Source organism: Catalinimonas locisalis (assembly GCF_038039535.1).
Lineage (GTDB): Bacteria > Bacteroidota > Bacteroidia > Cytophagales > Cyclobacteriaceae > Catalinimonas.
Genome location: NZ_JBBPHP010000005.1, coordinates 220,111 through 234,354, shown reverse-complemented (window position 1 = coordinate 234,354; position 14,244 = coordinate 220,111). Strand labels below are relative to the sequence as shown.

Below are 14,244 nucleotides of genomic sequence, written 5' to 3'. Positions count from 1 at the left end.
TGGTTTAGGACAATATTAAATTTGAAATTATCAATTTAACTGCATCACCAGTTCCTCCACCACCTCGGGATAATGCTGATGTTCCAGCTTCTGTACTTTGGCTGCCACATCCTCCGGGCTATCGCTTTCTGATACCTCACAACTCACCTGCAGGATCATTTTGCCCTCGTCGTAATGCTCATTGCACAAGTGGATAGATATGCCCGACTGCTTTTCTTTGGCAGCTACTACCGCTTCATGCACATGTCTGCCATACATACCTTTTCCTCCATACTTAGGCAGTAGCGCAGGATGGATGTTGACAATACGGTTAGGATAGGCTTTCAGAATATTGTCAGGAACCTTAAGCAGAAAGCCAGCCAAAACAATCAGATCTATCTCAGCTTCTTTCAGGGTAGTGACGATATCATCAGTATGAAAAAGTATGCTCTTATCAAATACACACACCTGAATGTTATACTTAGCAGCCCTTGCGATAACACCCGCTTTAGGATTGTTAGAAAACAAGAGGCGTACTCTGGCCTGAGGATGTTTTTGAAACTTCTCAAATATTTTTTCTGCATTGGTACCACTACCTGATGCAAAAACCGCTATATTTTTCATGCTGTAAATTTAGTGTTATAGTTCTTTGTGTTAAATTGTTATGATTGAAAGACGTGAATAACTACGACACTATCATACCCATACCTAAAACTTACTAAGTAAAGCTTCCAGGTCTACATTGCCTCCTGTCAGGATGATTCCTACTCTTTTGCCGGCAAATTTTTCTTTCTGCTGTAGTACTGCTGCCAGGGGCACTGCACAGGAAGGTTCCACAATAATTTTCATTCTCTCCCAGATCAGCCTCAAAGCCGCTATAATTTCCTCATCGCTTACTGTAATGATTTCCGACACCAATTCCTGAATGATGGGAAAAGTTTTGGTACCCAGGGAAGTCAGTAAGCCATCGGCTATGGTATTGGGTGATTCTGAAGGAAGAATTTTGCCCGCCTGTAGTGAACGATACGCATCATCGGCCCCTTTGGGTTCACCTGCAATCACCTGAGCCTGGGACAACATGGCTTTGGTTGTAATGGCGGTACCACTGAGCAGCCCACCACCACCTACCGGCGCCATCACAATATCCAGTTCACCCGTTTCTTCAATAAGCTCTAGTGCAGCAGTGCCTTGCCCACAGATAACCCGTTCATCATTATAGGGATGAATAAATTCTGCCCCGGTTCTTTTCACTACTTCGGCCAGGGTATCTTCCCGTGCCTGTAAAGTAGGCTTGCACATGATAATCTCTGCTCCGTAGCCTGCTACTGCCTTTTTCTTGACCGAAGGAGCAGTCTCCGGCATCACGATATAAGCTTTGATACCTCGACTTTGGGCAGCTTTTGCCAATGCCTGCCCATGATTACCTGAGGAGTGAGTGGCTACGCCTCGCTGCGCTTCTTGATCGTTCAGAGAAAGCACAGCATTTGCCGCGCCACGCATCTTAAAAGCCCCTGCTTTCTGGAAATTTTCGCACTTAAAGAAAAGCTGTACCCCGGCAATATGATTCACACTTTCGCTGCTCAATACGGGCGTACGGTGGATCAATGGGGCAATGCGTTGGGCAGCTTTTTGTATATCTTGAAATGTAGGTCGCATAAGAGGATTAATGAGCTTCCAGCCAGTTTTTAGCAATGTCGGCTTCTACCTCCATGGGTACTTCCAGGGGCAAAGCGTCTTTCATCAGTTCCACTACTTTGTCCTTTACCTTCTCCGTTTCGGACTGATGTACATCAAAAATAAGTTCGTCGTGCACCTGCATAATCATTCTGGACTTCAGCTTCTCCTGCTGCATCCAGCGATGAATGTTGACCATGGCAAGCTTGATCATGTCGGCGGCAGTACCCTGTATGGGAGCATTGATGGCGTTGCGCTCTGCATAGCCCCGCACGGTAGGGTTACGGGAATTGATATCGCGCAGGTAACGACGCCTTCCCATGACAGTTTCTACATACTCTTTTTCCCTCGCCTTTTTGATGGATTCATCCATATAATTTTTGACACTGGGAAACTCCTTGAAGTAAGCCTTGATAATTTCCGAAGCTTCGCCACGAGGAATGCTGAGTTGCTGCGCCAAGCCAAATGCTGATACGCCGTAGATAATCCCAAAATTGGCTGTCTTGGCTTTGCGCCTCATGTCAGAAGTTACTTCTTCCAACTCGACATCAAAAATCTTGGCGGCAGTAGTGGCATGGATGTCTCTACCCAGCCGAAAAGCTTCTATCATACTTTCATCTTTGGAGAAAGAAGCCATGATACGCAACTCTACCTGTGAATAGTCAGCAGACATCATCAGATAATCATCATTGCGGGGCACAAAGGCCTTACGGATAAGCTGGCCTTTAGGCGTGCGGATAGGAATATTTTGCAGATTTGGATTAGTAGAACTTAACCTTCCGGTAGAGGTCACCGCCTGATTATAAGAAGTATGGATACGTCCATCGTAATCGCTGATCAGCTTGGGCAGTGCATCCACATAAGTGTTTTTTAATTTAAGTACTTCTCTAAAATCCAGTATGCGGCGGGCGATCTCGTGCTCAGTAGCCAGTGCTGAAAGTATATTCTCGCCAGTAGCATACTGCCCCGACTTGGTCTTTTTAGGCTTATCTACCAGCTTCATCTTATCAAAAAGAATTTCTCCCAGCTGTTTGGGTGAGCCGATGTTAAACTCTGTACCAGCCACTTCAAAAATCTCTTTCTCTATTTCAACCAGTTCTTTAGTAAGATCTGCTGAAAGCTCTTCCAGTGCAGAAGTATCAATACGTACACCTTCATATTCCATAGCAGCCAGTACCGGAATGAGAGGCAGTTCCATCTCATAAAAAAGCTCCCTGAGCTTACTGTCTTTTTCAATTTCTTTGCTGAAAGTCTCTTTGAGCTGCAAGGTAATATCCGCATCTTCCCCGGCATATTCAGTCACATCTTCCAGCGGAATATCCCGCATGTTGCCCTGGTTTTTACCTTTTTTCCCAATCAGGCTTTCTATAGAGACTGGCTTATACTTCAGGTAATTTTCTGCCATTACGTCCATACTGTGACCGGTTTCAGGATCAAGCAAGTAGTGAGCAATCATGGTATCAAAAATGGCACCCTGAATCTCAACATCGTATTTCCGAAGCACCAGCATATCAAACTTAAGATTCTGGGCAATCTTTAGCTTTTTTTGATCTTCAAGCAAAGGCTTAAATTCATGGACAATCGCTTTGGCTTCCTCCTGATTTTCGGGTATAGCAACATAAAAAGCGGTTCCTTTTTTGTAAGAGAAAGCCAGCCCAACCAGATTTGTTGTCAGCGCATCCAGACTATCGGTCTCTGTATCAAAGCAGAAAGCATCCTGTTTTTCCAGTTCCTTGAGCAGTTCCTTTCTTTTATCCGCCGTATCTACCAGTTGATAGTCATGCTTTACTTCGGTGATACTTTGTAAGTCTGTGGGCTGCTCGGCTATGGTTTGTGCCGCTTCTTCAAAGAGATTGGTTTGCCCGTTATTGCCAGTGGCCTCCTCGGCCGGATCGCCTAATACCCTACGGGTAAGCGCTCTGAACTCCAGTTCCTGAAAAATTTTGCGTACTGCCTCTTCATTGGGACCATTATAACAAAATGTATCAGGATCAAAATTTACAGGAACATCTGTTTTAATAGTAGCCAGCTCTTTTGAAAGTATACCTTGCTGCCCAAACTCAATTACCTTCTCTTTTTGCTTACCTTTGAGCTGATCTGCATTTTCCACCACTCCTTCTACCGAGCCAAATTCTTTTAATAATTTAACAGCCGTTTTGGCTCCAACCCCTGGGATTCCGGGAATATTATCCACCGAATCACCTTGCAAACCTAAGACATCAGTAACCTGCTCTACCCGTTCAATATCAAATTTTTTCAATACTTCGGGTACGCCCAGAATCTCTACGCCATTGCCCATAAAAGCAGGTTTGTAAAGAAAGATACAGTCTTCCACCAATTGGGCATAGTCCTTATCGGGCGTCATCATGTAGACCGTAAATTCTTCGCAGGAGGCTCTTTTGGCAATGGTACCAATAATGTCGTCAGCCTCATAGCCATCCAATTCTAATACCGGAATATCAAATGCTCTTACGATATCTTTAACAATAGGAATGGCTACCCGTATATCTTCCGGCTGTTCCTGACGATTAGCCTTATATGCTTCAAACTGCTTATGCCTGAAAGTAGGAGCGCTGGTATCAAAAGCTACTGCAATATGCGTTGGCTTTTCTTTGGTAAGCACCTCAAGTAGCGTATTGGTAAAACCAAAAGCAGCGCTGGTATTAAGACCTTTTGAATTGATGCGCGGATTTTTACTGAAGGCAAAGTGGGCACGATAAATAAGTGCCATAGCGTCCAGTAAAAAAAGTTTCTTTTTGCTTGAATTCATAGCGTCAAAGTAACAAAGAATGCTCAACTATTACCACTTTGGCACATAAGATAATTTTAAAGATGAATCGTACCTTGAACAACTTAGATGAGTTAAAATGAGCTTAAGAAAGTACAACCCAACTGCTGTAATTTTATAAGATAACCGGGCATATTTCAATACTCTATGCTAATAGTTAAGCTACTGCTGAGTAAGAAAAATGTAAGTATTTACCAATCTTAGCAGGTTTGGCTTATTATTTGACTGTCAGCACAATATAAGCTGCTCAGATAAGCGTTAGTGTTCAGCAAGTAAAAGAAATTGAGGTTTGTTAGATATAGGCAATATTCATAGCTTTGCGCCGTATTGGGGAGAGCTATCATTGCATTTATTACACAGGGTATGTCATTAAAAATAATTCTTTCAGGTGTTATCATCTGTTTACTCTACACCATTCAACCAGCATTAGCACAAAGTAACCTACTGGAGCAGGACCTTAGCAAGGTAAAGGTGGACCAGCTGTCTGATGCACAAATCAAACAACTTATTAATGCCGCTGAAGAGCGGAATTTATCAGACCAGCAGATTGAAACTACTGCTGTCATTCGGGGGATGCCTCGGGCTGAGGTGAGTAAGCTCATGAGTAGGCTCCGCTCTGTACGATTAAGTACAGAATCGCAGAGCAGACAGAATAATAGAGGAATTACTGCTGGAAGCAATGTACAGGACAGCACCAATATGGATACCAGCCAGAATAGGCCAGTAAGTTCAATGCTCACGAAAGAAGAGCGAAAGGTATTTGGTATGGAACTCTTCAACAATCAAAACATCACGTTTGAGCCTAATATTAACATTGCTACCCCAAAAAATTATCAGTTAGGTACTGGTGATGAGTTGATGGTTAACATATGGGGAGCCTCTCGCCAAAATTATGTGCTAGAAGTGAGCCGAGAAGGCACAGTAACCATCGATAACCTTGGCCCTATCTATGTCAATGGCCTTACGGTTGAAGAAGCCTCTGAGAGAATTATCAACCGACTTACAGAAATATATTCAGGTTTACGCTCTTTTGGAGAAAGAGGGCCAAATACTTTTGCCGAAGTTTCTTTAGGAAGAGTGAGAAGTATCAAAGTAACCATTGTAGGAGAAGTACGCAAACCAGGAACTTATACCCTACCTTCTTTAGCTTCAGCTTTTAATGCACTTTATCTTTCTGGAGGCCCTTCTTTTATTGGATCTTTCAGAGACATTGAGGTTGTTAGAAATAATAAAATAGTGGCTATACTGGATGTATATGATTACCTCGTAAAAGGAGAGGATGCCAATACCATTCTTTTACAGGATCAGGATATTATCCGGGTAGTTCCTTACGATACTCGCATAGAGCTACAAGGTGAAGTGAAGCGAAGCGGTTATTACGAAATGAAAAATGATGAGTCCTTAGCAGAGGCTATTCGCTTTAGCGGAGGCTTTACTGATAAAGCCTATACTCATCGCCTTAAAGTAGTGCGTAAAACAGACCGCGCTAAAAGAATTGAAGATATTAATGGAGATAAGATAAGCAACTTTATTCCCAAAAATGGTGACCTGGTAGAGGTAGACTCTATTCTGGATCGGTTTGAAAACCGGGTAGAAATCGTAGGTGCAGTTTTCCGCACTGGTACTTACGCTCTTGAAGAAGGTATGACTTTAAAAGAGCTCATCCAAAAAGCAGAAGGACTAAGAGAAGATGCTTTCACCAGCCGTTCCCTCATTTACCGTAAGGGAGAAGACCTCACCTCAGAAGTAATTTCCGTAAGCCTGAGAGATGTACTTACTGACCGATCTCCTGATGTTACACTTCAGAGAGAAGATCTGGTTAGGGTATTCTCTATTTTTGACTTAGAGGAAGAATTTAATGTCAATATTAATGGTGAAGTACAGGCTCCCGGTGAATTCAGCTATATGCGTGATATGACATTAGAAGACCTCATCGCAATGGCAGGTGGGTTAAAAGAGTCCGCTTCTCAGGCCAGAGTAGAAGTAGCTCGCCGAATCACATCAAAAGAAGTACTGGACGAAAAAAATCCTATAGTATCTGAAAATGTGCAGATGGCGAATATTTTTCAGTTTTATGTGGATAAAGATTTAAGCCTATCTCCTGAAAACGCAAGTTTTGAACTAATGCCCTTTGATCAGGTGTTTGTCAGGAAATCACCTGATTATGAGATACAAGAGAGCGTAGTTTTAAAAGGAGAGGTTATGTACCCTGGTCAGTATGTGATTACAAATAAGAATGAAAGAATTTCAAACTTGATCAATAGGGCAGGAGGACTGACCAGCTTCGCTTATCTCGACGGTGCTCGTCTAATTAGACAAAATCCTGAATATTATAAAGAACTCAATCAAAAGAGAGAGGAAGTTATTGATTCTTTGCAGCGAGCACAAATCAACGCAGAGATTAATACTACTTCATCAAATCGTAATTCAACTAATCAAAAGCCTAGAGAAATAGTTAATTTACAGACGATAGACCCTGATCTACTCAATTCGTTAGCAGCAGCTAAAGTAGAAGTATCTGAGACTAATGCTATTGGGATTGAGTTACAGAAAATATTAGAAGATCCGAAGTCAAAATACGATTTGATTCTTTTACAGGGAGACACGCTTGAGGTACCTAAAGAATTACAAACAGTGCAAATGAATGGGCAGTTGCTATACCCCTCTTCCACCAGGTATGATCGTTCGAAAGGCTTCAAGCACTATATATCTGAGGCAGGTGGCTTTACCAAACAAGCGGATAAAAAAAGAGCATATGTTATTTATGCTAATGGATCTGTGGATAAAACGGGAAGCTTCTTATTTTTTAAAGACTATCCTGAGGTAAAACCAGGGGCTGAAATTATTGTACCGCAAAAGCAGGGAGGGTTATCAACACAAGCCTGGGTAGGGATTGGTTCAACGCTCGCTAGTATTGCCCTTACGATCGTTACAGTAATCAATGTAGCTAACCGTAATTAATGCACTCAAGCGATATTATTAAAATATTAAACACTTAAGTGTTGGAAACGCAAGAAAAATATTATCAGGAAAAGGATGCAAAAAAAGAGGAGTCTACTAATGGAGCTACAGCTCATCATGAGTATAAAGTAGCGGATGATGAAATAGATTTAGCGCTTCTTTTTAAGGAGATCTGGAGACGAAAAAAGCTCCTTCTTTATACTGTATTAGCAGCGCTAGTAATAGGAATATTTGTTGCTATCGTTAGTCCTGAAGAATACACTACTAGCATTGTATTAATGCCTCAGTCAGAGAGTAACGCAGGGAGTCCATCTGGTGTTCTGCGACAAATTGGAGGTTTTGCTGGAGTAAATATGGGGGGAAGCAGTGCTGGCCTCAATAAAAACCTTTATCCTGATATTACTAAAAGTACTCCCTTCAATATCTCAGTCATGGAGGAGGAGCAGTACTTTCCTTCATTAGATACTACCATGAGCTTATATCATTATTTTACAGAAGTAAGTACCCCTCCATTAACTGACTATTTAAAAAATTACACTATAGGTTTACCTCGTATGTTACTTAATTTGCCTATGGCAATAGTAAGCCTGTTTGAGAAAGATGAAGGTTCCTCTACTGACAACATTCAGAAGAAGCTCAATAATCCAGCTAATTCAGTAGATACTCTTGAAGCTAAGGATGAAACTAAACTTGAAAAAGAGTACAACCCTATTGCCTTAAGCAACAAGCAAATAAGAGTAATGTCACAATTAAAAAATAGAATCTCTACCACAATAGAGACAAACGGTACCGTCACGGTATCTGCTATCATGCCTGACCCTTTAGTGGCTGCAAAAACTACTGAGTTAGCAGTAGCTTACTTAACTAGATATATAACTGAATACAGGACTGAAAAAGTACAAGAAGATTTAGACTTTATTGAAAAGCAGTATAAAGAGAAAGAAGCCAGGTATAATAAAGCTCAGCAAAAACTAGCACATTTACGAGATCGCAATTTAAATATTGCAACAGAGAGTGCCAGAATAGCATTAGAGCAGGCCCAAACAGACTATAATTTATCTTATAGCTTGTACCAGGGGGTGTCTCAGCAACTTGAACAAGCCAGAATAAAAGTTCAGGAAGAAACCCCTGTGTTTAAGGTTTTGGAACCTATACAAATTCCATTGAAGAAAAGTGAGCCTAACCGAGAACTGATTATCACATTATCATTATTTGCTGGTATTGCGGTAGGACTAGGTATCATTGTCATACAGGTAATTTTTTCAAATATTAAAAGCAAGTTTTAGTGGATCTGGATGCTTATCCCAATAATACTCGAATATCCATCATTGGCCTAGGGTATGTAGGCTTACCACTTGCTATTGAGTTTGGGAAGAAATATAAAGTGATAGGTTTTGATATCAATCATAAAAGAATTCTGGAACTACAGGAGGAGAAAGATGGTACAGGTGAGGTAGAGCCAGAAGAGTTTAAACAAGCTACTGGACTTACTTTTACTGATCAACTTGAAGACATCAAGAATTGTAATATTTACATAGTCACGGTACCTACGCCTATTGACCAATACAAAAAACCTGATCTCACTCCTCTTCGCAGAGCAAGTGAGACGGTAGGAAAAATACTAAAGCAAGGTGATATCGTAATCTACGAATCTACAGTATATCCCGGCTGTACTGAGGAGGATTGTGTTCCCATTCTCGAGCAGCAAAGTGGTTTAGTTTATAATAACGATTTTTACTGTGGTTACTCTCCCGAGCGAATCAATCCCGGGGATAAAGAACATAGGGTTTATTCTATCAAAAAAGTAACCAGTGGTAGTACACCTGAGATCGCTGAAAAAGTAGATCAGCTTTATCAGAGTATCATTACTGCCGGTACCCATAAAGCTTCTTCTATCAGAGTAGCTGAAGCCGCTAAAGTCATTGAAAATGCTCAGCGTGATATCAATATTGCCTTCGTAAATGAGTTGGCCCTGATCTTTGACCGTATGCAGATTGATACTCAGGAAGTATTGGAAGCTGCCGGTACCAAATGGAATTTCCTTCCCTTTAGGCCTGGACTGGTAGGTGGACATTGCATTGGTGTAGACCCTTATTATCTTACACACAAGGCTGAAAGCATTGGTTATCATCCACAGGTAATTCTTGCTGGAAGGAGAATTAATGATAACATGGGTAGTTTTATAGCCAGTAAGGTGGTCAAATTACTCAGCCAGAAGGGACATGCCATCAAAGGAGCTAAAGTACTTATGTTGGGTATTACTTTTAAAGAAAATTGCCCTGATATTAGAAACAGTAGAGTCATTGATATTATCAGAGAGCTTCAGGATTTTGGAGTAGAGGTAGAGGTCTTTGATCCTTTGGCCGATGCTGAAGAAGTATATGAAGAATATGGTATATCTTTACTCCCTGAACTTACTCAAACTTATGATGGCATAGTAATGGCCGTAGGTCACAAACATTTTCTCCAACTTGACTTAAAAAAAGTAAGAAAAGAAAATGGGGTTATTTATGACGTTAAAAGTATACTTGATAAAAAATTGGTAGACGGTAAGCTGTAATTTTTTTATGAACCAAACAAAAAAAGTGTTAGTCACCGGCGCTGCTGGTTTTATTGGTTTTCACCTTTCTCAAAAACTTTGCCAGCAAGGTTTTGAGGTAGTGGGAATAGATAATCTTAACGATTATTATGATCCCAATCTTAAAAATAGTCGTCTTGATATATTAAAGAGGTTGAGCACCTTTTCTTTTTATAAAATAGACCTTTTAGAAAAAGAGCGTATAGATCAGCTTTTTGAAGCAGAAAAGTTTCAATATGTAGTAAATCTAGCAGCCCAGGCTGGTGTTCGTTACTCATTAGTTAATCCTTATGCTTATATAGAAGCCAATATTACCGGCTTTCTGAATATACTGGAAGCCTGTCGTCATTATCCGGTAGAACATTTGATTTACGCCTCCTCAAGTTCGGTGTATGGAGCCAATACGAAGATGCCTTTTTCTGTACATCATAATGTAGATCACCCGGTATCTTTGTATGCAGCTACTAAGAAATCCAATGAATTGATGGCGCATACTTATTCCAACTTATACAACATACCCACAACTGGTCTGCGCTTCTTTACAGTTTACGGCCCATACGGACGTCCGGATATGGCACTTTTTCTTTTTACAAAGGCCATTTTGGAAAATAAGCCTATTGATGTTTACAACAATGGCGAAATGAAGCGAGATTTCACTTATGTGGACGATATTGTAGAAGGAGTCATCAAACTGTTGCCCCATGTAGCATCACCTAATCCAGCTTGGGATGGAAATCATCCTGACTCAGCCAGCAGCTTTGCTCCTTATGCCATTTATAACATTGGTAATAACAATCCGGTTAAATTATTAGACTTTATCCACACTTTGGAACAAGCTTTGGGCAAAGAGGCTCAGAAAAATATGATGCCTATACAGGACGGGGATGTACCCGCTACCTTTGCTGATGTAGATGATCTCATTAAGGATGTAGGCTTTAAACCAGCTACCCCATTGCATAAAGGCATACAGGATTTTGTAGATTGGTACAGAGGATATTATAAGTGATAAAGAGCATTAATTTTTTATTCTAATGAAAAAAGTTCTAGTAACTGGAGCCGATGGATTTATAGGAAGCCACCTGGTGGAACATCTTATAGATGAAGGGTATCATGTCAAGGCATTTGTGTATTACAACTCTTTTAACTCCTGGGGATGGCTGGATACTTTGCCCAAAAAAAAACTAGATCAGATTGAGGTTTTCAGCGGAGACGTGAGAGATCCTAATGGCGTAAGAACAGCCATGGAGGGGGTAGATATCGTTTTTCATCTCGCTGCGCTTATTGCTATACCCTATAGCTATCACTCCCCCGATAGCTATGTGGATACAAATGTCAAAGGCACATTGAACATATTACAAGCAGCCCGCTCTATGAATGTTGAAAGAGTGCTGGTAACCTCTACTTCAGAAGTGTATGGCACTGCTTTGTATGTACCTATTGATGAAAAACATCCGCGACAGGGTCAATCTCCCTACTCCGCTACTAAAATAGGAGCAGACCACATGGCTGAGTCCTTTTACAGGAGTTTTGATCTGCCTGTTACTATTGTGAGGCCTTTTAATACTTACGGCCCACGCCAATCTGCCAGAGCAGTAATTCCTACTATTATCACGCAACTATTAAGCGGGTTTACCGAAATTAAGTTGGGGGCACTTTCTCCTACCCGGGATTTGCTATTTGTGAAAGATACTACCCTCGGCTTTGCTGAAATTGCTAAATGCAACTCACTCATTGGAGAAGAAGTTAACCTTGCCACCCAGGATGAAATTAGTATAGGAGATCTCGCACAGAACATTATTGACCTGATTAATCCAAAGGCTCAAATAAGAACAGATGAGCAGCGACTAAGACCTCAGAAGAGTGAAGTGGAGAGGTTATTAGGCGCTAATGGAAAAATCATGAAACATACCTCCTGGAAGCCCCGGTTTACGGTAAAGGAAGGCTTAGCCGAAACGATCAGGTGGTTCAGGGAAGATGCAAATTTAAAACGTTACAAAGCGGATATTTACAATGTTTGAGCAGTTTGTTTCCTTTGTGCAGCAACTTTATGCTGCCACTCCCGGGGAATTTGTTCCTCTGCATGTTCCGCGTTTTAGAGGTAACGAAAAAAAATATCTACTGGATTGTATAGATTCTACTTTTGTATCTTCAGTAGGAGAATACGTAAATCGTTTTGAACAGCTAATGGCTGAAATTACCGGTACCAAGTATGCCATAGCAGTAGTAAACGGCACCAATGCGCTACATGTGGCTTTGCGCATTGCAGGGGTAAAACAGAACGATCTAGTCATTAGCCAACCTCTGAGTTTTATTGCTACCTGCAATGCTATTCGATACCAGGGAGCTGAGCCACTTTTTGTGGATGTAGATAGTGAAACATTAGGACTCTCTCCTGTAAAATTACAAGAATTTCTTGAGCATGAAGCTTATGTCAATGAGAAGGGGGAAAGTATCCATAAGACCAGTGGGCAAAGAATTGCTGCCTGTGTGCCTATGCATACTTTTGGACATTCAGCTAAGATAGAGGAAATAGTAACGGTATGCCAAAAATATCACATACCAGTGATAGAAGATGCCGCCGAATCTTTGGGAAGCTATTATAAAGATAAACATACAGGTACTTTTGGTAGAGCTGGGGTTATTAGTTTTAATGGAAATAAGACAGTAACCAGCGGCGGCGGAGGAGCTATTCTAACCAATGACGCTGATTTTGCTCACAAAGCCAAACATCTAACCACGCAGGCTAAACAACCTCATGCATGGGAGTATGTACACGATGAAATAGGCTACAATTACCGAATGCCCAACCTTAATGCTGCTCTCGCTTGTGCTCAGCTTGAACAGCTACCTGTTTTTTTGCAAAGCAAGAGGAAGATAGCAAAAGACTACGCTCATTTCTTTGAAAGTTATGAGCAAACTTTTATAGCAGAACCTGTAAACTCTGAATCTAACTTTTGGTTAAATACTGTTTTGATGAAGAACTTGGAAGAAAGAGATGCTTTTCTTCAATATACCAATAGCCATGGAGTGATGACTCGCCCAGCATGGAAGCTTATGCACCAACTCCCCATGTTTTTAAATTGTATCAGAGGAGATCTTACTATTGCAGAATCATTGGCTAGCCGATTGGTGAATATTCCAAGTAGTGTCATATGATTCCTTTTAGCCTAAAAATACCTGATGAATATGAAAGATAATGGAGTAACTATCATCGCGGAAGCTGGCGTCAACCATAACGGTGACATTGAACTTGCTAAAAAGTTGATAGATGTTGCCGCTGATGCAGGTGCTGACTTTGTTAAATTTCAGTCTTTCAATGCTGATAAGTTAGTATCTAAACAAGCAAAGAAAGCAGCTTACCAAGCCACTAATACAGCCGACTCCAAAGATGATGGACAGTATAACATGCTGAAAAGTCTGGAACTGAGTTATGAGATGCATCTTCAACTTATCCATTACTGCAAGCAGGCAGGTATCCAATTCCTTTCTACACCCTTTGATGAAGAACGTGCGGATATGCTGGAAAAGCTAGATATTGCTCTATTCAAAATTCCTTCTGGTGAGCTCACCAACAAACCCTTTCTACAGCATCTGGCAAGCAAGAAAAAACCTATAATCCTCTCTACAGGAATGAGTACATTGGCTGATATACAAGATGCCATAATAGTACTAAACGAGGCTGGTTTACCTTTGGAACTATTGCATATTCTTCACTGTAATACCCAATATCCAACCTCTATGGAGGATGTAAATCTTAAGGCCATGAATACGATTGAGCAGGCATTTGGTGTAAAAATAGGCTACTCAGATCATACCCTTGGAATTGAAGTACCTATTGCAGCAGTAGCTATGGGAGCCAAAGTAATTGAAAAACATTTTACATTAGATAGAAATATGCCAGGGCCTGACCATAAAGCATCTTTAGAGCCAGAGGAGCTAAAAAATATGGTTCACAGTATTCGTAATATTGAAAAAGCTTTGGGTTCACCCTTAAAAAAGCCTTCACCTTCTGAGGTTCCTAATATTCAAATTGCTAGAAAAAGCATTCACCTTAGTATTGATAAAAAAGCCGGGGAAATCATTAAATTTTCTGATCTGATAATGTTAAGACCCGGGGATGGTATTTCGCCTATGCAGATAGAACATGTTATCAACAGGAAGATAGGTAGGGACCTGCCTGCCGGACATAAACTGGATTGGAAGAATTTCTCCTGAAAAGTTTTACAACAGCTTATATCGTCACCACTTTTTTGGCGACAACTTT

General features: G+C 40.9%; 10 protein-coding genes. 7 read left to right on the top strand and 3 right to left on the bottom strand.

Annotation, left to right across the window (positions count from 1 at the left end):
• Nucleotides 1–30 precede the first annotated feature (30 nt).
• The 3 genes from purN to polA form a co-directional block, all read right to left on the bottom strand.
• Entirely contained in the window at nucleotides 31–603 is a 573-nt protein-coding gene (gene purN, locus WJR50_RS09685) for a phosphoribosylglycinamide formyltransferase (protein ID WP_341293058.1), read from the bottom strand.
• A gap of 84 nt (nucleotides 604–687) precedes the next feature.
• A complete protein-coding gene (locus WJR50_RS09680; protein WP_341293057.1) occupies nucleotides 688–1,635 on the bottom strand; it encodes a pyridoxal-phosphate dependent enzyme in 948 nt (315 codons plus the stop codon).
• 7 nt (nucleotides 1,636–1,642) lie between these two features.
• Complete coding sequence (polA, locus tag WJR50_RS09675) at nucleotides 1,643–4,423, bottom strand: DNA polymerase I (protein ID WP_341293056.1); 2,781 nt, start codon at nucleotides 4,421–4,423, stop codon at nucleotides 1,643–1,645.
• A 381-nt stretch (nucleotides 4,424–4,804) separates the two neighbouring features.
• Here polA and WJR50_RS09670 point away from each other — a divergent pair, with 381 nt between their 5' ends.
• From WJR50_RS09670 to neuB, 7 genes are read left to right on the top strand one after another with little or no spacing between them, the layout of a single operon-like run.
• Nucleotides 4,805–7,402: an SLBB domain-containing protein gene (locus WJR50_RS09670; protein WP_341293055.1), complete on the top strand. Its 2,598-nt coding sequence runs from the start codon at nucleotides 4,805–4,807 to the stop codon at nucleotides 7,400–7,402.
• 41 nt (nucleotides 7,403–7,443) lie between these two features.
• Nucleotides 7,444–8,688 (top strand): Wzz/FepE/Etk N-terminal domain-containing protein, encoded by a 1,245-nt coding sequence (locus WJR50_RS09665; RefSeq protein ID WP_341293054.1) that lies wholly within the window; start codon nucleotides 7,444–7,446, stop codon nucleotides 8,686–8,688.
• Nucleotides 8,688–9,962, top strand: coding sequence for a Vi polysaccharide biosynthesis UDP-N-acetylglucosamine C-6 dehydrogenase TviB (tviB, locus tag WJR50_RS09660; RefSeq protein ID WP_341293053.1), 1,275 nt, complete (start codon nucleotides 8,688–8,690; stop codon nucleotides 9,960–9,962). The genes WJR50_RS09665 and tviB overlap by 1 nt, the downstream gene beginning before the upstream one ends.
• Before the next feature lie 7 nt (nucleotides 9,963–9,969).
• Nucleotides 9,970–10,986, top strand: coding sequence for an NAD-dependent epimerase (locus tag WJR50_RS09655; protein WP_341293052.1), 1,017 nt, complete (start codon nucleotides 9,970–9,972; stop codon nucleotides 10,984–10,986).
• Nucleotides 10,987–11,011: 25 nt separating this feature from the next.
• Nucleotides 11,012–11,998 (top strand): NAD-dependent 4,6-dehydratase LegB, encoded by a 987-nt coding sequence (locus tag WJR50_RS09650; protein WP_341293051.1) that lies wholly within the window; start codon nucleotides 11,012–11,014, stop codon nucleotides 11,996–11,998.
• Nucleotides 11,991–13,136 (top strand): LegC family aminotransferase, encoded by a 1,146-nt coding sequence (locus tag WJR50_RS09645; RefSeq protein ID WP_341293050.1) that lies wholly within the window; start codon nucleotides 11,991–11,993, stop codon nucleotides 13,134–13,136. Before WJR50_RS09650 ends, WJR50_RS09645 begins: the two co-directional genes overlap by 8 nt.
• Nucleotides 13,137–13,166: 30 nt before the next feature.
• Complete coding sequence (gene neuB / locus WJR50_RS09640; RefSeq protein ID WP_341293049.1) at nucleotides 13,167–14,195, top strand: N-acetylneuraminate synthase; 1,029 nt, start codon at nucleotides 13,167–13,169, stop codon at nucleotides 14,193–14,195.
• Nucleotides 14,196–14,244 lie beyond the last annotated feature (49 nt).

Coding starts and splice junctions, on each gene's coding strand:
- WJR50_RS09680 (WP_341293057.1), bottom strand. CDS start 1,635: ATGCGACCTACATTTCAAGATATACAAAAAGCTGCCCAACGCATTGCC.
- neuB (WP_341293049.1), top strand. CDS start 13,167: ATGAAAGATAATGGAGTAACTATCATCGCGGAAGCTGGCGTCAACCAT.
- WJR50_RS09645 (WP_341293050.1), top strand. CDS start 11,991: ATGTTTGAGCAGTTTGTTTCCTTTGTGCAGCAACTTTATGCTGCCACT.
- polA (WP_341293056.1), bottom strand. CDS start 4,423: ATGAATTCAAGCAAAAAGAAACTTTTTTTACTGGACGCTATGGCACTT.
- WJR50_RS09650 (WP_341293051.1), top strand. CDS start 11,012: ATGAAAAAAGTTCTAGTAACTGGAGCCGATGGATTTATAGGAAGCCAC.
- WJR50_RS09670 (WP_341293055.1), top strand. CDS start 4,805: ATGTCATTAAAAATAATTCTTTCAGGTGTTATCATCTGTTTACTCTAC.
- purN (WP_341293058.1), bottom strand. CDS start 603: ATGAAAAATATAGCGGTTTTTGCATCAGGTAGTGGTACCAATGCAGAA.
- WJR50_RS09655 (WP_341293052.1), top strand. CDS start 9,970: ATGAACCAAACAAAAAAAGTGTTAGTCACCGGCGCTGCTGGTTTTATT.